This is a genomic window from Bifidobacterium sp. LH_424 (assembly GCF_056356895.1).
Genome location: NZ_JBKEVC010000012.1, coordinates 46,429 through 67,896, shown reverse-complemented (window position 1 = coordinate 67,896; position 21,468 = coordinate 46,429). Strand labels below are relative to the sequence as shown.

Annotated in this window: 18 protein-coding genes and 1 CRISPR repeat array (1 of these 19 only partly in view); of the genes, 3 read left to right on the top strand and 15 right to left on the bottom strand. The window is 66.4% G+C overall.

Features of this window, described 5'->3' with window-relative positions; genetic code table 11:
• Positions 1 to 61: 61 nt before the first annotated feature.
• The gene (alr, locus tag AC1AYP_RS09460) at positions 62 to 1,420 is read right to left on the bottom strand and encodes an alanine racemase (protein WP_476547684.1); all 1,359 of its coding nucleotides are present in this window, start codon (positions 1,418 to 1,420) and stop codon (positions 62 to 64) included.
• A 295-nt stretch (positions 1,421 to 1,715) separates the two neighbouring features.
• On the opposite strand from alr, the gene AC1AYP_RS09455 reads away from it, so the two are divergent.
• Positions 1,716 to 3,176 (top strand): amino acid permease, encoded by a 1,461-nt coding sequence (locus AC1AYP_RS09455; protein WP_476503347.1) that lies wholly within the window; start codon positions 1,716 to 1,718, stop codon positions 3,174 to 3,176.
• A gap of 86 nt (positions 3,177 to 3,262) precedes the next feature.
• Here the strand turns inward: AC1AYP_RS09455 and AC1AYP_RS09450 are convergent, their stop codons facing one another.
• The 9 genes from AC1AYP_RS09450 to AC1AYP_RS09410 all read right to left on the bottom strand — a co-directional run bounded on the left by AC1AYP_RS09450 (position 3,263) and on the right by AC1AYP_RS09410 (position 12,741).
• Positions 3,263 to 3,748 carry an N-acetyltransferase gene (locus AC1AYP_RS09450; protein ID WP_476503356.1) on the bottom strand — a complete coding sequence of 162 codons (486 nt, stop codon included), beginning with the start codon at positions 3,746 to 3,748 and terminating at the stop codon, positions 3,263 to 3,265.
• 249 nt (positions 3,749 to 3,997) lie between these two features.
• Positions 3,998 to 4,489, bottom strand: coding sequence for an S-ribosylhomocysteine lyase (locus AC1AYP_RS09445; RefSeq protein ID WP_034526894.1), 492 nt, complete (start codon positions 4,487 to 4,489; stop codon positions 3,998 to 4,000).
• A gap of 163 nt (positions 4,490 to 4,652) precedes the next feature.
• Positions 4,653 to 6,755 (bottom strand): RecQ family ATP-dependent DNA helicase, encoded by a 2,103-nt coding sequence (locus AC1AYP_RS09440; RefSeq protein WP_476547682.1) that lies wholly within the window; start codon positions 6,753 to 6,755, stop codon positions 4,653 to 4,655.
• Positions 6,756 to 6,874: 119 nt separating this feature from the next.
• The gene (locus tag AC1AYP_RS09435) at positions 6,875 to 8,059 is read right to left on the bottom strand and encodes a cystathionine gamma-synthase (protein ID WP_476547680.1); all 1,185 of its coding nucleotides are present in this window, start codon (positions 8,057 to 8,059) and stop codon (positions 6,875 to 6,877) included.
• A 163-nt stretch (positions 8,060 to 8,222) separates the two neighbouring features.
• Complete coding sequence (locus AC1AYP_RS09430) at positions 8,223 to 9,245, bottom strand: pyridoxal-phosphate dependent enzyme (protein ID WP_476503343.1); 1,023 nt, start codon at positions 9,243 to 9,245, stop codon at positions 8,223 to 8,225.
• Positions 9,246 to 9,820: 575 nt separating this feature from the next.
• Positions 9,821 to 10,819 carry a hypothetical protein gene (locus tag AC1AYP_RS09425; RefSeq protein WP_476547679.1) on the bottom strand — a complete coding sequence of 333 codons (999 nt, stop codon included), beginning with the start codon at positions 10,817 to 10,819 and terminating at the stop codon, positions 9,821 to 9,823.
• A 5-nt stretch (positions 10,820 to 10,824) separates the two neighbouring features.
• A complete protein-coding gene (locus AC1AYP_RS09420; protein ID WP_476547677.1) occupies positions 10,825 to 11,784 on the bottom strand; it encodes an ATP-binding cassette domain-containing protein in 960 nt (319 codons plus the stop codon).
• Positions 11,781 to 12,149, bottom strand: a complete 369-nt coding sequence (locus AC1AYP_RS09415; RefSeq protein ID WP_476503340.1) for a GntR family transcriptional regulator — start codon at positions 12,147 to 12,149, stop codon at positions 11,781 to 11,783. Before AC1AYP_RS09415 ends, AC1AYP_RS09420 begins: the two co-directional genes overlap by 4 nt.
• 70 nt (positions 12,150 to 12,219) lie before the next feature.
• Positions 12,220 to 12,741: a hypothetical protein gene (locus tag AC1AYP_RS09410; protein ID WP_476547675.1), complete on the bottom strand. Its 522-nt coding sequence runs from the start codon at positions 12,739 to 12,741 to the stop codon at positions 12,220 to 12,222.
• 249 nt (positions 12,742 to 12,990) lie between these two features.
• On the opposite strand from AC1AYP_RS09410, the gene AC1AYP_RS09405 reads away from it, so the two are divergent.
• Entirely contained in the window at positions 12,991 to 13,692 is a 702-nt protein-coding gene (locus tag AC1AYP_RS09405) for a DUF1206 domain-containing protein (RefSeq protein ID WP_476547671.1), read from the top strand.
• Between the two features lie 33 nt (positions 13,693 to 13,725).
• Here the strand turns inward: AC1AYP_RS09405 and AC1AYP_RS09400 are convergent, their stop codons facing one another.
• From AC1AYP_RS09400 to AC1AYP_RS09380, 5 genes are all read right to left on the bottom strand, one after another.
• Complete coding sequence (locus tag AC1AYP_RS09400; protein ID WP_476547712.1) at positions 13,726 to 14,511, bottom strand: ABC transporter ATP-binding protein; 786 nt, start codon at positions 14,509 to 14,511, stop codon at positions 13,726 to 13,728.
• Positions 14,512 to 14,560: 49 nt separating this feature from the next.
• Entirely contained in the window at positions 14,561 to 15,364 is an 804-nt protein-coding gene (locus AC1AYP_RS09395; protein WP_476547669.1) for an ATP-binding cassette domain-containing protein, read from the bottom strand.
• A complete protein-coding gene (locus AC1AYP_RS09390) occupies positions 15,354 to 16,232 on the bottom strand; it encodes an ABC transporter permease (protein ID WP_476545130.1) in 879 nt (292 codons plus the stop codon). The genes AC1AYP_RS09395 and AC1AYP_RS09390 overlap by 11 nt, the downstream gene beginning before the upstream one ends.
• A gap of 29 nt (positions 16,233 to 16,261) precedes the next feature.
• Positions 16,262 to 17,230, bottom strand: coding sequence for an ABC transporter permease (locus AC1AYP_RS09385; RefSeq protein WP_476545125.1), 969 nt, complete (start codon positions 17,228 to 17,230; stop codon positions 16,262 to 16,264).
• A gap of 93 nt (positions 17,231 to 17,323) precedes the next feature.
• Positions 17,324 to 19,027, bottom strand: coding sequence for an ABC transporter substrate-binding protein (locus tag AC1AYP_RS09380; protein WP_476545127.1), 1,704 nt, complete (start codon positions 19,025 to 19,027; stop codon positions 17,324 to 17,326).
• A 504-nt stretch (positions 19,028 to 19,531) separates the two neighbouring features.
• Between AC1AYP_RS09380 and AC1AYP_RS09375 the strand changes: the two genes are divergently transcribed.
• On the top strand, positions 19,532 to 20,596 hold the full coding sequence (locus AC1AYP_RS09375; protein ID WP_476503333.1) for a hypothetical protein: 1,065 nt from the start codon (positions 19,532 to 19,534) through the stop codon (positions 20,594 to 20,596).
• Between the two features lie 219 nt (positions 20,597 to 20,815).
• Positions 20,816 to 21,468: direct repeats of the CRISPR family, unit length 36 nt; unit sequence TCCTCAATGAAGTTCCCGGAGTGAGACTCCGGGAAT (it continues 2,787 nt past the right edge of the window).

Here is a 21,468-nt window from a genome sequence, read left to right as displayed (position 1 = left end):
AGGGTCTTCCCCCTTGGCAAAGGGGGAAGACCCTGTCGATGCGCGGCGTCGGCGCGGGCCGCTACAGCAGCGAGGCCGGATCGAGCTTGGCGAGATCGGCCTCGGGCAGCACCTCGGCGGCATGCTCGTACAGGCGCGGGATGCGGTTGCGCAGGCAGGTGAAGATCTCATAGCTGATGGTGTCGGCGGCGCGGGCCCAGTCGTCGGCGGTCGGTTCGGCGAACTCCTCGCCGCGGCCCGGTCCGAACAGTTCGACCGTGTCGCCCTCGTGCACGCCGAGCGCGGCGGCCGAACCGTGCAGGTCGAGGATGAACTGGTCCATGCACACGCGGCCGGAGACGCGGTACAGCTTCGGGCCTTCGGCGGTCATCACGCGCACCGGGCCGCCCGCCTTCTCCACATGCTTGGCGCCCTGCATGTCGAATCCGGAGGCGGAACGGTGGATGCCGTCCGCGTAGCCGAGCGGCACGATCGCGGTGGACGTGTCGTCGGGGGTGAGGTAGGTGCGGCCATAGGAGATGCCGTGGCCGGCCTCCACGTCCTTGACGGTGCCGAGCTGCGCCTGAAGGCGCATCGCCGGCTTCAACGCGTAGCTGGACGGCGTGCCCATCGCCGGATCCGGCTCGTAGCCGTACAGGCCGATGCCCGGACGGGTGAGCTCGAAGTGGATCTCCGGGCGGGACAGCGTGGCCGCCGTGTTCGCGAGATGGCGGATCTCGGGGGCGATGCCGGCGGCCTCCATGCGGGCGGTGAACGCCTTGAAGTTCTCGATCTGACGGTCGGTGGAGGCGACGAACTCGGGCACGTCCGGGCTGTCGGCCACGGCGAGGTGGCTCCACTGGCCGACGATGTGCAGCACGCCCTCCTTGGCGAGCGGGACGAGCTTGGCGAGCGCCGCGTCGAAGCCCTCCGGCGTGAAGCCGTTGCGGCCGAAGCCGGAGTCGACCTTCACGTGCACGCGCGCCGTCCTGCCGAGCTTGCGGGCGGCGGCGGCCACCGCGTCGATGCCGGGCAGGGAGCCGACGGACACGTCGATGTCGTTGGCGATGAGCTCGTCGAACGGGACTTCCGTGCCGTTGTAGACCCACGTGAGGATGTGGCAGCGGTCGGGGCCGATGCCGAGCTTCCTCAGCAGCAGCGCCTCGTGCGACTGGGCGGTGCCGAGCCAGGTCGCGCCGCCGGCGAGCGCGGCGAGCGCGGCGGGCAGCAGGCCGTGGCCGTAGGCGTCGGCCTTGACGACGCCCATCACGGCGGTGCCGGAGTGCGGGCCGCCGACCACGTCCACCAGATGCGCCATGTTGTCGCGCAATGCCTTGAGGTCGACGATGGCCTGCGCGGGGTAGTGACGTCGGGCGGCCGCATAGTTGGCCTTGCCCTCCGGAGAGCTGAATTCGATTTCGGGAGCTGCGTTCATACTCATGACGCCCCATTGTCGCGCGGCGTGGTGACGTGTCCATGGCATGCGACCACATTGCGGCCGGGCGTGGCGGCGCCGCGTCGCCGGCGTCCACGCCCGGCACCGCTTCATGAGACGCGCCGCGCCGGTTTTCCGGCAGTCCATGTACACTCGCTTTTCACGGTTTGTTTGCCGTTTTCCCGCCCGTAACGTTCGGGGGCAACAATCGACCGTATTCAAGACTCCCGGCGTTGAGGCGTGCCGGGGTCCCGGAATTCCGTCCGGCCAAGCCCATTCCACGTGTTCATGAGAGAAGACCATGAATCTGTTCCGTAAGAAAACGGTGGATCAGCTTGTCGCCGATTCCACCCCGCTCAAGCGCACGATGCGCACCTTCGATCTGACGATGCTCGGCATCGGCGCGATCATCGGCACCGGCATCTTCGTCCTGACCGGCAAGGGCGCGCTCACCGCGGGCCCGGCCCTGTCCGTGTCGTTCCTGCTGGCCGCGATCTGCTGCGGCTTCGCCGGCCTGTGCTACGCCGAGTTCGCGTCGATGGCCCCCGTGTCCGGATCCGCGTATTCATACGCGTATCTGGCGTTCGGCGAACTCATCGCGTTCGTGATCGGCTGGAATCTGATCCTCGAATACGCCCTGCAGGCGGCCACCGTGTCCGCCGGATGGGCCGGCTACTTCAACAAGCTGCTCGAAGGGTTCGGCCTGAGCCTGCCGGTCGAGCTGACGGCCGCCTACGGCACCACGCCGGGCGTGACCACCTACTTCAACCTGCCCGGTTTCGTCGTCGTGCTGCTCATCACCTGGGTGCTGTCCATCGGCATCAACCAGACGAAGAAGACCAACGACATCATGGTGATGATCAAGCTCGCGATCATCGCGCTGTTCATCATCTGCGCCGTGTGGTACGTCAAGCCGTCCAACTGGCAGCCGTTCTCCCCGTACGGCATCTACACGTTCCAGCCCGGCTCCACCCAGCCGTACGGCATCCTGCCGGCCGCGTCGATCGTGTTCTTCAGCTTCATCGGCTTCGACGCCGTGTCCTCCTCCGCCGAGGAGACCATCGAGCCGAACAAGACGCTGCCGCGAGGCATCCTCCTGTCACTCGCCGTCTCGACGGTGATCTACATCATCATGACGCTGGTGATGACCGGCATCGTGCCCTACCAGGAGTTCGCGAAGTTCATCGACGCCCCGGTCGCCGGCGTGATCCTGTACACCGGCATGAACTGGCTGGCCGTGATCGTGAACATCGGCGCGCTCGTCGGCATGACCACGGTCATGCTCGTGCAGCTGTACGGCCAGTCGCGCATCTGCTACGCGATGGGCCGCGACGGCCTGTTCCCGAAGTTCTTCAGCGAGGTGCATCCGAAGCACCGCACCCCGTTCAAGGGCACATGGTTCTTCGGTATCCTCACCGCGATCGCCGGCGGCTTCATCAACATCAACATCCTGTTCGAGCTGGTGAACATCGGCACGCTGTCCGCGTTCATCATCGTCTCCGCCGGCGTGCTGTGGATGCGCAAGACCGCCCCGGACGCGCACCGCGGCTTCAGGGCGCCGGGCGTGCCGGTCGTGCCGGCGCTGTCCATCATCTTCTGCCTGGTGTTCATCGCCGGCCTGAACTGGGAGACCTGGGTGCGGTTCGCGATCTGGCTGGTCATCGGCCTGGCCGTCTACTTCGGCTACAGCCGCCGCCACTCCAAGCTGGAGGGCGCGGACGCCGCCGGCACCCCGCAGGTCGCCGCGGCGAAGGCCGAATAGCCGCCACGTCCGCCCGATACGACGAAGCCCCTCGATGCCCATGCAATGGGCCGAGGGGCTTTCCCGTAAATTCGGAGCAATGCTCCCTACCATTCGTGGCGTTGGTAGGCTATACGCGTCGTGTCCGTCGGCCGGTCGATGAGCTGGATGAGACCGCAGCGGGCGAAGCCACTCGTCTCGAGCACGTGCTGCATGGCCTTGTTGTTCGGATGCGTGTCGGCACGCACGTTGCCGTAGTGCTTCAACGCCCACCGGATGCAGTCGCGGGCGGCATGGCGCACCAGACCGGACGAGGCGATGCGGTGGATGGTCACATACGTGTCGTCGTCGAGCCACGCACCGTCGATATGCGCGTAGGTGGGGTCCTCGCCGGGGCACAGGGCGAACTGGGCGAGGATGCGCTCATGTCCATTCTGCGTATCGACCAGCAGCATCGTGCGCTGGTTGGCGATGTCGTCCTTCACGACCTCCTCGCGGGGGAACGTGTTCCCCCACTGCGTGGGGTTGCCGTTGCGGGCCATCAGCTCGCGCGCATGCGCATACACCTTGAGCATATGCGGCAGATCACGCATGGTCGCGTGACGGAAACGACGGGACGACGCATTGGAATCGGACACCACACCTCACCTCACGGTCGCGCGAGAGCCCCGCACGGGGATTCGATCGGAAACAATCAACTGACGCGCTACGCTACCATGCCCGCCTCACAAACACCGCGGGTTTCCCGTGGACCGGCTGAATGTTCCCTGACCTTCCGGCGACGATCGAAAGGCGTCCTGACGACGGAAACGCCCCGACGCCCCAGCGCCCCGACCGTTCTCTCAGACGACCTTGCGTTCGAACGGATCGGAGCTGATGCCCTTGGCGAGGATGTCCTTGCACCATTCCTTCGCGGTGAACAGGCTGTGGTCGCGGTAGTTGCCGCAGCTTTCGATCGTGGTGGCCGGCACGTCGTCCCACGTGGCCTTGTAGGCGATGAACTCCAGCGACTCCTTCAGCGCCTTGGCGACCTCCTCGGTGGGGTGCTCGCCCCAGGTGAGCAGGTGGAAGCCGGTGCGGCAGCCGAACGGCGAGCAGTCGATGTAGCCGTCGATGCGTTCGCGCAGCAGCACGGCGATTGTGTGCTCGATCGTGTGCAGTCCGGCCGTCGGGATCGCGTTCTCGTTCGGCTGCACGAGGCGCAGGTCGTAGTTGGAGATCACGTCGCCGTGGGGACCCTTCTCCGTGTCGATGTAGCGCACGTACGGCGCCTTCACCTTCGTATGGTCGAGCTGGAAGCTCTCCACCACCGGCTTGTCGGTCTTCTCCGCCATGTTCGTTCCTTTCCGCATACGCCGCGACGGCACGCGTCCGCGTGCCACCGGCGTATCCGCCGCCCATCCTAGTCGCCGATCGTCGGCGGGCGGCCCGTCGCATCCGGCCATCGTTATAGACGCTCGTTATACTCAAGACCGCCCCAAGCCTACACGGTCCGGCTCAGGCCGCTCCGCCGAACGCGGCGATCGCCTCCATGAACCGTGCGCCGTACGCCTGGAGCTTGCGCTCGCCCACACCGTTGACCGCGAGGAACTGCGCATCGTCGGCCGGTTTGATGCGCGCCATGTCGCGCAACGTGCGGTCGGAGAACACGATGTACGGCGGCTTGCCGATCTCCTGCGCGATGGTCTTGCGCAATTCGCGCAGACGCTGGAACAGCGCCTCCTCCTCGTCGCCCGGCACGTAGGCGTCCGCATCGACGGGACCGTTCGTGCCCGCCGCGCCGAACACGGTGGAGGACGCCGAACCGGCAGAGACGCCGAACCGGCGCATCCGACCACCGCCGGACGCGCCGCCGTCGGAGCGCACGGCCTTGCGTTCCACGCGTTTGATCTCATAGTGGAAGTCCGGTGATACCGTCTCCACCGCACGGGTGCCGAAGCGGACGATCGGCAGACTCCCGTCGCTGATGGCGAGATAACCGTCGGTGGCCATCTGGCTGAGCACGTCGCGTACACGCCTCTCCGGCACGTCCTTCAACGTGCCGAAGCTCGGCATGCGTTCCGGGTTGAGCCAGGCGAGATCCCGCGCCTGCGAACCGCGCAGGATCTTCACGATCTTGCCGGAGCCCAGACCGTCACGCACCGGGTACGGCGTGGTCTCCCGCCCCAGCTCGTCGTGGTCGAACGTCACATCGTGCACGCAGCGGCTGATGTTGCGCGCGATGTCGGTCACGTCGATGGTGGTGAACGTGCGTTCGCAGTTCGCGCACGCGCCGCACTTGACGGTCGCATCCCCCGCCTCGCCGGAGCCGCCCGCCGCGGCAGGACCGTCCTCCTGCCCGAAGTAGCGGGTCATGTACCGATGAAGACATTCGGTGGTGCGGCAATAGCCGATCATGCCGTCGAGCAATCGGCGGCGGTTGCGGCGCGCGATCTCCTGCTCCTCGGGAGTCATGCGCTCGTTGTCGTGGTCCGATTCCAGCAGACGGCGGCGCGTGCCGATGTCGGAATCGTTCCACAGCAGCGTGCACCGGCTGGGTTCGCCGTCACGCCCCGCACGACCGGCCTCCTGGTAGTAGGCTTCGATGGATTCGGGCATGTTGTGGTGGATCACATAGCGCACGTTCGATTTGTCGATGCCCATGCCGAACGCGTTCGTGGCGACGACGACAGGAACCCGGTCGGTCACGAAATCCCGCTGCGCCCTGGCCCGGACCTCCGGGCTCATGCCGCCGTGGTAGGCGACGGCGACGGGCCCGCGCTCCCCCGTCCCCGGACCCGCGCCGGACGCACCGCCCGCGCCGGGACGCTGCGGGACCGACTGGTTCAACGTGTTGGCGAGCTGTTCGGTCTCCTTGCGCGTGGAGCAGTACACGATGCCGGATTCGTCCGGATGCGTGGCCACGTAGTCCACGATCCACGCGGCCTTGCGTTTGCGCTCCATGTTGATGACGTCGAAATACAGGTTCGGCCGGTCGAATCCGGTGACCGTCACCTGTGGCGAGACCAACCCGAGCAGGCCGACGATGTCGCGACGCACCTTCTCGGTGGCGGTGGCGGTGAATGCGCCGACGACCGGACGGCGCGGCAGCGAGCGGATGAAGTCGCCGATGCCGAGATACGAGGAGCGGAAATCCTGGCCCCATTGGGAGACGCAGTGCGCCTCGTCGACGGCGACGAACGAGATCGGCGTGCGAGAAGCGAAATCGCGGAACCGTCCGGTCTCGAGCCGTTCCGGGGCGACGTACAGGAGCTTCACCTGCCCGGACGCCGCCTGGGCGAGCACCATCGACTGCTCGTCCGGCGCCTGCATGCCGTTGACGAACGCCGCCGGCAGGCCCTGGTCGTTCAGCGAGTCGACCTGGTCCTGCATGAGGGAGATGAGCGGCGAGATGACGATGGTGACGCCGGGCAGCAAAGCGGCCGGTATCTGGTAGCACACGGATTTGCCGGCGCCGGTGGGCATGACGGCGAGCACGTCGCGCCCATGAAGAAGCGCGTCGACCACGCCGTCCTGCCCGGGGCGGAACGATCCGTAGCCGAAGTACCGTTCCAGCGCCCCGAGCGCCGCCGCATGCGCATCAACCGTCTGTCCAGTCATGGTTCCACCATACATTCCCCTTGGTGCGGCAACACACTTTCTCCACAACGGCGGAATGAAGCCGTTTTGGGATACCGCACCATGGGATGTTCACCGCACCATGGGGCATGTGGGTGGGGTCACAGCCGGGCCAGCGCCTGGTCGAGGTCGGCGATGAGGTCGTCGGCGTCCTCGATGCCGACGGAGATGCGGATCAGGTTGTCGGGCACCTGCAGGGTGGTGCCGGACACGGAGGCGTGGGTCATGGCGGCGGGCACCTCGATGAGGCTTTCGACGCCGCCGAGCGATTCGGCGAGCGTGAAGATGGCCGTATGGTCGACGAAGCGCTTCGCCGCCTCGGCGCCTGCGGCGAGCTGCACGGAGACGATGCCGCCGAAGCCGCCGTGCATCTGGCGCGCGGCGGTCTCATGGCCCGGATGGGATTCGAGACCCGGGTACCAGACGCGTTCGATCACGTCGGACGGCTGGGATTCGAGCCACTGGGCGACCTTGAGCGCGTTGGCGGAGTGGCGCTTGACGCGCAGGTCGAGGGTCTTGAGTCCTCGGATGTCGAGCCAGGAGTCGAACGGGGAGGGCACGGCGCCGGCCGCGTTCTGCAGGAACGCGACCTGGTCGCGCACGGCGGCGTCGTTGAGGACGACGGCGCCGCCGACCACGTCGGAATGGCCGCCGATGTACTTGGTGGTCGAGTAGACGACCGCGTCGGCGCCGTCGTCGAGCGGGTGCTGGAGCGCGGGCGAGGCGAACGTGTTGTCGACGACGACCTTGGCGCCGTGCTCGTGCGCGAGTTCGGCGGTCAGGGCGATGTCGGTGATGTTGAGCAGCGGATTGGACGGGGTCTCGACCCAGATGTAGCGGTACGGCTTGGCGGCGAGCGCCGTTTCGACGGCCTGCGGGTTGGTGATGTCGACCACGTCGAGGCCGACGCCCCACGGCACGAACACCTTGGCGAGCAGACGGTAGGTGCCGCCGTACACGTCGTTGCCGAGGAGGATGTTGTCGCCGGGCTTCAGGGTGGAGCGCAGGAGCACGTCGATGGCGGCGAGACCGGAGGAGAAGGAGAGCGCGTATTTCGCTCCTTCGACGGCGGCGAGCTGTTCGTCGAAGCTGGTGCGCGTCGGGTTGATGGAACGCGAGTAGTCGTGGCCGCCACGAAGGCCGAGCACGCCGTCCTGCTTGAACGTGGATGTGGCGTAGATGGGCGTGACGACGGCGCCGGTGGTCGGGTCGGGCTCCTGTCCGGCGTGGATGGCGCGGGTGGCGAGGGCGGTGTCGGCGAACTGGGTGTTGTATTCGGCGGACATGGTGTTCCTTTCAGATGGGTCGTATCCGAGGATACGTCTCCGGCCCGTGCGGACCGGCGTGGTTGTTATCGATATTGGTGATGACGGGTATGTGAGTTCCGGCGATGTCGGGGACATGGCGGGCGGGTCGGGGCGGCTGCGCGCACCGGTCCGCCCCGCCCGGCTACAGGTACTGCTCGACGAGCGAAGGGCGTGCGGTCCGTTCGACCACGTCGCCGTAGCCGTTGGCGCGCATCCAGTCGTCGTCGAAGATCTTCTCCAGGTAGCTGCGGCCGGAGTCGGGGGCGAGCACGACGACGAGCTGGTTCTCGTCGAGGTCGTGCGTCTTCGCGTACTTGACGGCGCTGGCGACGGCCATGCCGGAGGATCCGCCGACGAGCAGCGCCTCCTCGCCGGCGAGACGCCGGGTCATCTCGAACGCTTCGGCGTCGTTCGCCTTGACGATCTCGTCGGGGATGGCACGGTCGTAGGCCTCCGGGTAGAAGTCCTCGCCGACGCCTTCGATGTCGTACTGGTGTACGTCGGCGGGATCGGCCGCGGAGTAGATGGAGCCTTCCGGGTCGGATCCGACGACCACGACGCGCCCGTCGGACGCCTCCTTGAGGTAGCGCCCGGTGCCGGAGATGGTGCCGCCGGTGCCGACGCCGGCCACGAAGTGCGTGACCTTGCCGTCGGTGTCGCGCCAGATCTCGGGGCCGGTGGTGGCGTAGTGGCTGGCCGGTCCGTTCGGGTTGTCGTACTGGTTGGGCCGGTAGCCGCCGGGGATGGCCTTGGCGAGGCGTTCGGCCACCTGGTAGTAGGAGCGCGGGTCGTCGGGGCCGGCGTCGGTGGGGGTGACGACCACTTCGGCGCCGTACGCGCGCAGTACGGCGCGCTTCGATTCGGAGACCTTGTCGGGCAGGGTGAAGATGGCGCGGTAGCCGCGTTGCTGGGCGACCATGGCGAGTCCGACGCCGGTGTTGCCGGACGTGGGTTCGACGATGACGCCGCCGGGCTTCAGTTCGCCGGAGCGTTCGGCCGCGTCGATGATGCGCGCGGCGATGCGGTCCTTGGAGGAGCCGCCCGGGTTCATGTATTCGATCTTCACGGCGATGGTGGCGCGGACGCCGTCTTCGGCGGGGATGCGGTTGAGTCTGACGAGCGGGGTGTCGCCGATGAGGTCGGCGGTGCTGTTCGCGATGGTCATGATCGTCTCGTTTCCTTGTGGTTCCGTTGCGGGTCGGTCGGGTTGGGATGGGATGTCGGTTGTCGTCGTGAACCGGCGTTCCCCTGCGAGACGGTCTGGAGTGGTGCGTTGGCTGTGATGACGGGTGGTTCGCGTGCCATGCGCGAGTTCGATGATGCTTCCTTCACGGATTCCGTCAGGAGTATCGGCACCCCCAACGTGCCAATAATCGACGTGATACCGATGGATACCTACGTGCGTGAAATCCGAAACGAAAATCGCGGCGATTCCCCTGCCGCATTCGAATGCCCTGTCTCAAGTTATGCGTCACTGACCGTCCGCCCGGGGGCGTCGGTTAGCGACAACAACACATGAGAATCTGCATGCCTCACACGATACCACCTCCCTCCCCGCCAGCGTGTCGAGAACACTTCAAACGCCCATATCGTGGACAGGTTCGGCTTGGCTCCCTCTGACGAGGGAGCTGCCGGCGAAGCCGGCTGCCGGAGACGACATGTGGCCCATACCGGCAACGGCACGGGCCACACAATCGAGGCAGGGGCATCATCAGGCATGAATCCCCATCAGTCGAGCAGTCAGATCACCCACCGCCGCGCGGCGTGGACCTCGCGTCGCATCGTGAGCCGGCGCGCCACGGCCACGCATACGGCGAACAGCGCCACCGCTTCGGCGAACGGTATCCATGCGACGTACAGATGCCATTCGTTCCAGTTCGATTCGTACCGGATGACTTCGCCGGTCATGGCCTGCGCCAGCCAGGCCAGTTTCACGGAACCGTTGAAGAGGAACAGCCGCATCGCCGCCACGTATGCGATGACGACCACGCCCACGGATGCCGCGAGCCGCTTCGCCCCGCCCGAACACGCCCATGCGGTGGCCGCACCGACGAGCAGCCCCAGCGCCGCGGCGGCGAGCATCAGCGCGAAGCAGGCCACGCCCATGAACAGCCATCCGCCGGGGATGATGCCCGACACCTTCGAGACGCCGCCCGTGGAGGCCGGAATATACTGCCATGCGTACAGGAACCGGTAGGAGAACGGCGTCTGGTAGAGGTCGTTGCCCCACCAGCCGTAGACCGGGGATGCGCCGGCCGTCACCTCGACGGAACCTTGCCGAACGCGATCCACCAACCCGTATTCCAGCGCGGTCATCGCCACCGCCGACAGGGCGCTGGCTGCCACACCGCATGCGGCCGGCGCGAACGTCAGCGAGCGCCGGTCCACGCCGTGGCACAGTTCCGGCCCCACGAACGCCAGGAACCAGACCAGCCCGGCGGCGAACAGCATCAGCCCCATCAATGATTCGATGTCGGCGGCGCCGGCGCCCATCATGATGTCGTCAAACGCATACGGCATCCGCACATGCCAGTGCCCCTGCAGGGTGAGATACCGCACGCCGCCGCCGATCGCGGCCATCACGACGCCCACGCCGAGCACCGCCGCATACAGTCCCGCGCATCGCCGCATCATGACGCGCGTCTGCCGGCCGGCCCGATGACGCCGCGCCGTCCGCACCGCCACGCCATCGGCATGCACGTCGCTTCGCGCATCGCCCGACGTTGTTCTTTTCGTCATCGCAGTCATCGCGACACCTCGTCTTTCTCCGTTCCGGCACCGACGACACCAGAAGAATCGTCGGTCTCGTCGATGGCATCGTCGTCGGCCGTATTCCCCGCAACACCGCCGTCGCCGGTCACGCGGATGAAGTAGTCCTGCAGGCCGAGCCCGCTCACGGCGATGCCGTCGGGCACGTCGCGTTCGTCCACGTGGCCGCGCACGGTGACGGTGGCGAGACGCCCCATGCGCTCGACCGCGACCGGCTGCAGTCCTTCCGCGTGGACGAACGCGTGCACGCTCGTCTCGTCGCCGACGAGTACGGTGGCGCGGGAGGCGACGTCGCCGGCGTCGAACGCGTCGACGACCCGGCCACGGTCGAGGATGACGGCGCGTTCGACGACCTGCGCGACCTCGTCGATGATGTGCGTGGAGACGACGATGACGCGCGGCCGTTCGGCGAACGATGCGATGAGAAGCCGGTAGAAGCGTTCGCGGTTCGCCGCGTCGAGCCCGTTGACCGGTTCGTCGAGCAGCAGCACGTCGACGGGCAGGCACAGGCCGGAGACGAGGCGCACGATCTGGCGTTGGCCGAGCGAAAGCCCGCCGTATGAGGCGTTCGCCTTGATGCCGAACGCGGCGAGCATGCGATCGGCCGCCTCGCCGTCGATGCCGCCGTAGTAGCGGCCTTCGCGCTTGAGGAACGAGGAGACGTGCATGCCGAACAGGAACGGGAGCGTCTCGTTGACGAGGTGGATGCGCGCCTGCGCGTGCTCGTTGTCGCGCACGTCCTCGCCGTCGAGTTCGACGTCGCCGGATGTGGGCAGGAGCCGGTTGGCGATGGTGGCGAGCAGCGTGCTTTTGCCGGCGCCGTTGCGGCCGAACAGGCCGTGGATGCCCGGTTCGAGCGTGAGGTTCACGTGGTCGAGGGCCGGCGCGGACGCCTTGTGGAAGGTCTTGGTCAGGTCGTTGATGATGAGGCTCATGATCGGTATCCCCTGTCGATGATGTCCTTGAGTTCGTCGGCGCCGATGCCGAGCCGTTTCGCCTCGGCGATGAATGCGCCGACGCGCGTGGTGAGGAATTCGTCGCGTTTGGCGTCGCCGGCCTTGCGCCTGGCCCCGGCGGTGACGAACATGCCGAGCCCGCGGCGCTTCTCCAGCAGCCCCTGGTCGACGAGCAGGTTCATGCCTTTGAGCACGGTGGCCGGGTTGATCTTGTACGTGGTGGAGATCTCCGTGGTGCTGGGCACCTGCTCGCCTTCGGCGAAGGCCCCGGAGACGATCGCCTCGCCCAGCTGTTCGGCCACCTGACGGAACAGCGGCGTGGTCCCCGAAAAATCGAATCGCATGTGGCTTCAACTCCGTTCATGGTGGGTCCGTGGCCATGCGCGCGGCGTTTGCGCACGGCCACGGGCGGCGTCACTCCCAGGCGGTTTTGGCCGGATTGGCGCGCATGTCGTCATACAGGTCGAAGACCTCATCGTACCCGTATCGCTCGCCGCACGCCGCGACCTCCTCGTTGCCGGAGAAGGTGCCGTCGGCGTTTTTGACGACCGGCCCGGTGGGCAGGGTGTTGTAGTCGGCCTTGGCGGCGTAGACCGGCTCGGTGGGTTCGACCCATCGGATGCCCTTGGCGGCGAGACACTGCGTGTATCCGGCGGTGAGACCGGACAGCTCGTCCTGCGTGATGACGCCGTCGGCCAGCACTTGCCTGGCCTCGGCACTGGAGACGGTGTCGCGCAGCCGCGCGATCTCGGACGCATACGTCTTCTGGACGTCGTCGGGCACGACCGGCTCCAACGCATCCGCCGGCCGTGCGGCCGCGGAGGTCGAAGCCGGTTCGCCCAGCGCATCGCCGCGCGCATTGACCGACAATCCCGCCAGCGGGATCAGCATCGCGCACACGACCGCGATCGCCGCATATCGCCCTTGGATCTTCATGATGACCTCCTTGCAGCCTGATGAATAATCCGATGCAAGCAACCTTGTTAGTTAGTCAGTTAGTTACTTGTTTAACTAACCATATAACCAACCAATCGCGCCGTCAAATGCGACGTGCCATATCGACACGCCAAACCCACCCGGACTTCAACAATGATATATTTATTGATAGTTTATCAATATCATTACCGATAGATAGAGCGCCATTCCACCCGCACGCCTACGAAAACCAGCCGAAAGGAGGCGACAATGCTGTTGCGCATCGATTCGACGAGACTCCGCTATCTGCTCGAACGACGACGGGAGCGAATCGGATTCGGACACCGGGAAACGCATCTGACCGCGGTCGCGGAAGGGTTGTTCCTCATACTGACCGCGTGCACGACGTCCATGGGCATATGGTGGCGGTTCGGATTCGTCGCGATCGCCGTCGCGGTCACCGTATACGCCGTACTGTCCACTATCATTACTTGGAGCAAAGGCTACAACGCCGGGAATCTGTACAGGGAGCTGATCGATTTGGACCGCACGGAGATACGAAGCAGCATCATCGCCGTCAACGACGGCAACCGGTATCTGCTCTACCACGACACCGGCTGGGACTGCGACTTCTTCCCCAACCACGCGACGCGCGACGACGAGTCCGAGAACCTTCGCACGCTGACGGAATACTTGTCGCGCGGATTCGACATCCCGCAGGCGGATTTCACGCTCACGCGCGTAGGCGGAGAGTCCCACGAGAAATGGTCGGCGGAGCACCACGAGACACGGTTCTATGATTACGTTCTCTACAAAGCCGACGTCACGCACATGCCCGAAGCTTGGAAGGCCGACCGGTTCCACGTGGACTCGAAGGACTGCCGTTGGATGACCGTGGACGAGATGCTCGCCGATCCGCGTATCCGTGAGATCAACGCCGACGTGGTGGGCATGGTCAAAGCACGGATGTAGGAGCCATCCGCCACCAGCCCATATCGCGGGACGTTACAGCGAAGCGGCCTCGATGAGGCGGCGCGTGTAGTCGGACCGCGGCGACCCCAATACCTGCGCGGTGGGGCCGGTCTCCTCGACGCGGCCGCCGTGCAGCACGAGGATGCGGTCGGCGATGTGCTGGACCACGCCCAGATCATGCGAGACGACGATCAACGCCGGACGCTCATCCCGCCCGCCGGCGGCCCCGGAGCCGTGCACGATCGACTGCAGCGTCTCCAGGATCCGCACACGGGCGGCCACGTCGATGGCGCTCATCGGCTCATCGGCGAGAATCACCTTCGGCTCGTTGACGATGGCGCGTGCGATGGCGACGCGCTGCGCCTGCCCGCCGGACAGGTCGCACGGGTAGCGGTTCAGGAACTCGCGCGGGTCGAGGCCGACTCGCGCCAACGCCTGCACGGTCTTCGCGCCGACCTCGTCGAACGCGTAGCCAAGCGCGCGACGGCGCAGCCACAACGGTTCGGACACGGAGCGTTCCACCGTCCACCGCGGGTCGAGCGAGCCATACGGGTCCTGGAACACGATCGACGATTCGGCACGCAAGGCGCGCATGCCGGCGGAGCCGTGCGAGACCGGCTCCCCCCGGTATGCGATCTCACCGGAGTCGGCGGCGCCGAGTCCCAGCATGATGCGCGTCAGCGTGGTCTTGCCCGAACCGGACGCGCCGATCACGGCAAGGCACTCCCCCGCACGCACCTCGGCGGACACGTCGAACAGCACCTGACGACGCGTCGGACGCGCGAACAGCCGCGTCAGACCGCGCAGTCCGGCGTGCATGTCGCGCGCGGCGAACGACGCGTCGACATGACGGGCGGCGAGCAACGGTTCAGTCATGGTGCACCTCCAGCGTGAGTGTGCGTGCGGCGGCGACGAGTTCACGGGTCGGCGCGGCCTGGGGCGCGGCGAGCAGGTCGGCGGTCGACCCGGATTCGACGATGCGTCCCGCGTCGAGCACATAGCACCGCGTGGTGGCGCGTTGCAGCACGGCGAAATCATGGGTGATGAACAGCATGGACGCGCCCGCGTCGTCGACGAGCGAGACGAGCAGGTCGACGATCTGGCGTTGCGTGATCGAGTCGAGCGCGGTGGTCGGTTCGTCGGCGATGATGAGTCGTGGCGACGTGACGAGCGCCGCGGCGATGCCGACGCGCTGCCGTTGCCCGCCCGACAGTTCGTGCGGCCGTTTGAGCAGCGCGTCCTGCGGCAGGCCGACCTTGTCGAGCATCGCCTTGATGCGGTCCACGCGTTCGGCGAGCGTCAGATCGTAATGCAGGTAGAGCGGCAGCCCGACGATCTGCGCGACGGTCATCACCGGGTTGAGCGCGCGCGTCGGGTTCTGGAACACGACGCCCACGTATCGCCCGCGCAGGTCGGCGAGTGTGCGCTCGTCCGCGTAGACGGACGCAGCGCCGCCCGACGTGAGGATCGCCGTGTCTCCCATCGTGATCGCGCCGGACAACGCCGCCTCGCGCGGCAGCAGTCCGAGCAGCGATTTCGCGATCATCGATTTGCCGGAGCCGGACGACCCGATGAGGCCGACGCGCTCCCCGTCGCCGATATGCAGGTCCACGCCGTGCACGATCTCCTTCGCGCCGAGCGCGACGTGCAGGCCGGAAATCTCAACGGCCATCGGGAGCCTCCTTTCGACCGGCGTCATGCGGAACCGCCGTCGCGACCGCCGCCCGCAACGCGGGATTCGCGACCGGGTCGGCGGCGTCGCGCAGCGCGTCGCCGAACAGGTTCAACGCGACGACGACGAGCGTGACGACGAGTCCCGGCCACAGGACGGTCAGCGGGAACACGTTGATGAGTTTGACCGATGTGGCGAGCGAGTGCCCCCAACTGGGCACGCCCGCGCCGACACCCACGCCAAGGTACGTGAGTCCCGCCTCAGCGAGCACGGACGTTCCGGCGGACATGGACAGCTGCACGGCGAGCACCGGCGTGATGTTCGGCACGATGTGCCTCACGAGCACGCCGAAGCCGCCGGCACCGTTCGCGCGCGCCGATTCGACGTACTGCGAGCGTGCGGCGAGCAGTGCGGCGGGCCGCGCGACGCGGGCGAGGTTCAGTCCGTAGGCGATCGAGCAGGCGCCGACGACGACCGCGGCGGACGCGCCGAACGGCACGGCGAGCAGCAGCGCGATGAGCACGGTGGGGATGGAGATGAGCGCGTCGACGACGGCGACGGAGATGGAAGCGAGCGCGTTCGAGCGCGCGACCATGAGCCCGACGAGCAGCAGTCCCAGCGCGCCCGAGCAGACGACGGTGAGCGCGGCGATGGCGAGGTTCGTGCGAGAACCGGCCATCAGCCAGCTCAGCACGTCGGCACCGGTGCCGTCGGTGCCGAGCCAGTGCGAGGACGACGGCACGGCCCACACATGGTAGCCGTCGGTCTCCAGCAGCGGCCGCGGCGTCCAGAACAGGGAGACGAGCGCGACGAGCAGCCAGATCCCGAGCGCGACGAGCGCATAGCGTCCCGTCCCGCGCGACCACATGGTTCGTGCGATGATGCGCAGTCGCGCCATCATTCCTCCTCTCCGGCGGCGAGGCGCGGGTCGAGCGCGCGGTGCGCCAGGTCGACGACGAGACCGAGCGTCAGGAAGAATGCGGTCAGCAGGAACAGTTCGCTCTGCACGGCGACGAGGTCGCGGTTGCCGACGTCGCCGACGAGCAACGCGCCGAGCCCGGGCAGGGCGAACAGGTTCTCGATGACCATGACGCCGGTGATCATCGAGGCGAACGTCAATCCGATGACGGAGACGAGCTGCGGGGTGGCGAGGCGGAGCCCGACTCGCAGCAGCGCCTGCGTGCGCGTCATGCCGCACGCCATCGCCATGTCGACAGGACCGCCTTCCGCGGCGATGTCCTCCAAGGCGGCGCGCGTGTAGCGCATGATGCCGGCGGCCGCGACGAATCCGGTGGCGAGCGCGGGCAGGACGAGTGAGGCGAACGCGCGTCCGGGCGCGCCCGTCCAGCCGTCGGCGGGGAATCCCTGCGACGGGAGCACGCCGAGCAGGCCCATGCCCCGGCCGAACAGGAGGAGCAGCAGCAGGCCGCTCCACAGGGCGGGCACGGCGCCGCCCGCGATGGCGAGCACGTGGAAGAATCCGCGCAGTCGGCGATTCCGCGTGATGACGGCGGCGCAGCCGAGCGGCAGTCCGACGGCGAGCGCGACGACGAGACTCATGACGATGAGCGGGAACGTGATCGCGGCGCGCTGGCCGACCTGTGCGGCGACCGCGCGGCCGGTCAGCGCAGACATGCCGAGGTCGCCGTGCAGGAGACCGCCCGCCCAGTCGAGGTATTGGACGGGGTATGGCCGGTCGAGGCCGAATTCGGCGCGCAGCTCGGCGACGCGCGCGGCGGTCGCGTTGGTGCCGGCCATGACGACGGCCACGTCGCCCGGCAGGATACGCAGCGCGGCGAACACGAGCACGGAGATGCCGAACAACGCCGCGACGAACAGCAGCAACCGCCGTATCACGAATCGCATCGATGATCCTTTCCTATCATGGCTCCCTCTGACGAGGGAGCTGGACGCCATAGGCGGACTGAGGGAGAGATCCCGTGGCCCGTCACCGCTCAATCACTTCTCGTAGGTGATCTGCCACAGGGGCAGCACGGTCTGGCTGAGGTTCTGCGGGAAACCGTGGACGCCCTTCGCGTAGGCGATGGTGACGCGCCAGGAGAACAGCCAGTCGGCGGGAGCGTCCTCGGAGACGATCTTCGCGGCCTTGGCGAGATAGTCGGAGGCCTCCTCGTCCGTGGTGGCGGCGAGCGCCTTCGCGTACAGGTCCTGCACCTGCGTGTTGTCGTAGTGGTAGTAGTAGCTGGGGGTGGCCCACTTGTAGAAGTCGTGGCTTTCGGCGTGGTCGACGAGGGAGAGCTCGTAGTCGCCGTTGGTGTGCACGTCCTGCAGCCAGGTGGAGAACTCCACGAGATTGACGTGCAGGTCGATGCCGATGGGTGCCAGCTGGCTTTGCAGCTGTTCGCCGAGTTCGCTGCCGTACACGTTCGCGTAGGTGAGAGTGATCTCGAGCGGCTGGCTTTCGGTGTAGCCGGCGGCCTTCATGAGCCGCTTCGCCTTGGCCACGTCATGCGGGTAGACGCCGGTCAGGTCCTCGTAGCCGGGGTCGACCTTGGGGATCGGGCCGCCGAGCTTCGCGTCGACGCCGCCGCGCGAGGCGATGAGCTGCTTGTGGTCGATGGCGTAGCGGATGGCCTGGCGCACGCGCTTGTCCTTGAGTTTGGCATCGGTCATGTTGAACGCGAGCACGAACTTGTCAGAGCCGTCGCCCGCCTTGACCACGTAGTCGGGGTTGTCGCGGAACGGTCCGGCGAGGGTGGCGGCAATCGGCGAGAGCACCTGCACGTCGCCGCTCTTCAACGCGTTGATTCCCGCGTTGTCGTCGGGGAGGAAGCGGATGATGACGTTCTCGGTCTTCGCCTTGTGCGCGGTCCCCCAATACTTCGGGTTGGCCTTGAACACGATCTTGTCGCTCGGGTCGAAGGATTCGACCGTGTACGGTCCGGAGCCAAGCGCGCCGGTCTTTTCGTCCCAGGTCGCGTCCTTGTCGTAGACGAGGCCGGGGCGGCCGGTCAGGTACCACAGCATGTTCGAGTCGGGCGCGGAGAGCGTGATCCTCACCGTGTGCGCGTCGACGGCCTCGGCCTTGTCGAGGTTGGCGACCTGGTCGTAGTTGTAGTATTTCCTCGCCTTGAGCTCGTTGATCGACCAGGCCACGTCCTCGGCGTCGAGTGTGTCGCCGTTGGAGAAGTTCATGTGGTCGTTCAGGTGGAACGTGTAGGTGAGCCCGTCCTTGGACACGTCCCAGCTTTTCGCGAGGCCTGGATGCACCTTGTTGTCGGAGCCGCGGGAGACGAGGCTTTCGTACACGTTGCCGATGAGGATCTGCTCGAGCGCGGAGCCGGACTGGTGGCGGATGTCGAGGTTCACGGGGGCGAGCTTCAGTCCGATGGCGACGGTGTCCGCCGTCTTCGCCGAGGACGCGCTGCCTGCGCCTGCTCCGGTGCCGTCCGCATCGTCCTGCTTGTTCGTGAAGAACGCGTTGACGCCGACGACGAGCGCCGCGACGACGATGACGGCGATCAGCGACCACAGCCATGCCTTTGACCTGCCGCCGCCGCGTCGTTTCGATGATTTCGCGCGGCCTTCGAGACTCGCGTCGGTGCTGGCCGCGCCAGCCGTGTTGCCGTTTGTCGTATCGTTGTTCGTCGCCTTGTCGCTGGTTGCGCCGGCCTCGCCGTGCACACCGTCATGCTGGGACATGCAATGCTCCCTTGTCGTGGCGCACGCGTTCGCGGGCATGCTTACGCCCCGCGAATCCACGCGCGTGAATCGTGATTGATCGTCGGTTGACCGCCCACGCGGGTCGATCACCGGGTCCCACTATAGACCACGCCGCTGTCGGCCGCGGCATCCCCTCCCATCCGCTGCCATATGGAACCGCGACGGCGCTTCCATGGCCGTCATCGCGGCGGTATGCTGGGGACAACGCCCGCGTTCAATGAGGACACGGCGAGAAGGGAACCCGACATGAGCCAGCCATATCCGCCTCCGCAGTACCCGGGACCGCAATATCCCCAGAATCCGCAGTACCCGCAGAATCCGCACGGACAGTATCCACAGTCGCCGAACGGACGATACCCGAGTGGGCAGTATCCGGCGGGGCCGGGGTACCCACCGCCGTACGGTCCGCAATATCCGTACGGCGGCCGGCCGATGCCGCCGCGACGACCACCGCGGAAGAGCAGCGGCACGACGGTCGCCGTGGTGGCCATCTCCGTGATCGTGATCGTGGTCCTCACGCTCGGACTCGTGTTCGCCGGCATCGCGTGGAAGGTGAACGCCATCCAACGCGACCTGACGAGCGCCGTCGAAAACGGTTCCGGCGGCTCGGGGTCCGGTTCGGGAGGCTCGGGTTCCGGTTCGGGTTCCAGCGTCCTGCCGGACGACGGGAAGGACATCGTCCCGTGTTCGGCGTCCGAACAGTACGCCTCCTATACGGATCTCGTGAATGACACGTACGACAAGTACGAACGGAAGATCGACGCGGGCACGATCTTCGACGATCTGAACCTGCAGCCCACGCAGGATTCCGCCGATTACGTGCACGATTTCATGCTCATCCTCACGGACCGCAAGGCGGCGCTGCGGTTCGGCTGCGAGATCACCACGAGCGTGGACGAGCTCGACGACATCTACGCGGCGAAGTCGGACGAAGTCAAGGAGCTGGAACGCAAGCTCAACGACCATGAGGATTTCGGCATCAAAATCAGCATCAAACGTTCGGATGGTTCCGTCTACGAGTCCGACGGCGGCGCTCCCCCGGAACAGACGATCTCCGACGTGGAGGCCGCGATCAGGGCGGTGCCGGTCACGCCGGGCGCCGACGGCACGTATCTGGGCGTCGGCGAAAGCATCGTCCAGGCGGCGGGGCTCAGCGCGAACTACGATTTCCAGCAGATCTACCAGTACTGCTCGCGTTCCGCCGACAACGACGAATACACGGTGGCCGCGTTCTGTTCGGCGAATCCGCGCGTGATCTACGTGAACCAGGCGCACGCCGGATACTCGTCCAACATCACGACCCCGTACTATGCGGACGTGATCAAACACGAGATGGGCCACGCGCTCGTCTACCAGCAGTGCGGCACGACCCGTCCGCCGGTCGGCGTGAACAGCGAGGCCCTGGCGAACAGCTACGCGCTCAAATACCTCGGCGGAGACCGGTCCAACCTGCAACGCAACACGAAGTCCTACCCAGAATACGCGATATCGGACGCCAGCGACCAAGCCGCCGAACGAGTCCACAACAAACAATGCACCGCCGGCTGAGAGCCGCAAGCAATCCGCTTCCCTCAGGCGGAGCAGCCCGGCAAAGCCGACCGTACCGGACATTGTCCTCGCTCCCCCTTCTAGGGGGAGCTGTCCGGCGACGCCGGACTGAGGGGGTACGCCACACTCCGCAAACCACAACCCCACAGGCCAATGCATTCCCGGAGCAAGACTCCGGGAATCCGACTTCGTCAGATATAGGTCCCCGTCCGGGTTCGCTCCTCAATGAAGTTCCCGGAGTGAGACTCCGGGAATATCTGCCGTTGGCCCGAGCTCAGCGACGTGTACAGTCCTCAATGAAGTTCCCGGAGTGAGACTCCGGGAATCCGTATGCGTCCTCGTAGGCCTTGCGCACGTTGGCGTATCCTCAATGAAGTTCCCGGAGTGAGACTCCGGGAATGGGAACGGTCGAGGACAAAGGCAATCCCGGTGACGTGGATCCTCAATGAAGTTCCCGGAGTGAGACTCCGGGAATACGCGATCTCACGCTCGGCCAGCTCCTCAACGAGGCTCCTCAATGAAGTTCCCGGAGTGAGACTCCGGGAATGCCCGACGTGACTATGAAGCCCGCCGGCGGCCTCCATCCTCAATGAAGTTCCCGGAGTGAGACTCCGGGAATGATGGGGTCCACCCAGGCGCGCACCCAGTCCGACAGTCCTCAATGAAGTTCCCGGAGTGAGACTCCGGGAATGACGCACGCCCAGCAGCATGCCTCCGGCCTGACGCTTTCCTCAATGAAGTTCCCGGAGTGAGACTCCGGGAATCTTCACCAAGTAACCGCCGACCTGCAGATTGTCGATGGAATCCTCAATGAAGTTCCCGGAGTGAGACTCCGGGAATATCGCGTACACGACGCTGGTGGCGTGGATGCT

Coding starts and splice junctions, on each gene's coding strand:
- alr (WP_476547684.1), bottom strand. CDS start 1,420: ATGAGTATGAACGCAGCTCCCGAAATCGAATTCAGCTCTCCGGAGGGC.
- AC1AYP_RS09455 (WP_476503347.1), top strand. CDS start 1,716: ATGAATCTGTTCCGTAAGAAAACGGTGGATCAGCTTGTCGCCGATTCC.
- AC1AYP_RS09450 (WP_476503356.1), bottom strand. CDS start 3,748: ATGCGTGATCTGCCGCATATGCTCAAGGTGTATGCGCATGCGCGCGAG.
- AC1AYP_RS09445 (WP_034526894.1), bottom strand. CDS start 4,489: ATGGCGGAGAAGACCGACAAGCCGGTGGTGGAGAGCTTCCAGCTCGAC.
- AC1AYP_RS09440 (WP_476547682.1), bottom strand. CDS start 6,755: ATGACTGGACAGACGGTTGATGCGCATGCGGCGGCGCTCGGGGCGCTG.
- AC1AYP_RS09435 (WP_476547680.1), bottom strand. CDS start 8,059: ATGTCCGCCGAATACAACACCCAGTTCGCCGACACCGCCCTCGCCACC.
- AC1AYP_RS09430 (WP_476503343.1), bottom strand. CDS start 9,245: ATGACCATCGCGAACAGCACCGCCGACCTCATCGGCGACACCCCGCTC.
- AC1AYP_RS09425 (WP_476547679.1), bottom strand. CDS start 10,819: ATGACGAAAAGAACAACGTCGGGCGATGCGCGAAGCGACGTGCATGCC.
- AC1AYP_RS09420 (WP_476547677.1), bottom strand. CDS start 11,784: ATGAGCCTCATCATCAACGACCTGACCAAGACCTTCCACAAGGCGTCC.
- AC1AYP_RS09415 (WP_476503340.1), bottom strand. CDS start 12,149: ATGCGATTCGATTTTTCGGGGACCACGCCGCTGTTCCGTCAGGTGGCC.
- AC1AYP_RS09410 (WP_476547675.1), bottom strand. CDS start 12,741: ATGAAGATCCAAGGGCGATATGCGGCGATCGCGGTCGTGTGCGCGATG.
- AC1AYP_RS09405 (WP_476547671.1), top strand. CDS start 12,991: ATGCTGTTGCGCATCGATTCGACGAGACTCCGCTATCTGCTCGAACGA.
- AC1AYP_RS09400 (WP_476547712.1), bottom strand. CDS start 14,511: ATGCACGCCGGACTGCGCGGTCTGACGCGGCTGTTCGCGCGTCCGACG.
- AC1AYP_RS09395 (WP_476547669.1), bottom strand. CDS start 15,364: ATGGCCGTTGAGATTTCCGGCCTGCACGTCGCGCTCGGCGCGAAGGAG.
- AC1AYP_RS09390 (WP_476545130.1), bottom strand. CDS start 16,232: ATGTGGTCGCGCGGGACGGGACGCTATGCGCTCGTCGCGCTCGGGATC.
- AC1AYP_RS09385 (WP_476545125.1), bottom strand. CDS start 17,230: ATGCGATTCGTGATACGGCGGTTGCTGCTGTTCGTCGCGGCGTTGTTC.
- AC1AYP_RS09380 (WP_476545127.1), bottom strand. CDS start 19,027: ATGTCCCAGCATGACGGTGTGCACGGCGAGGCCGGCGCAACCAGCGAC.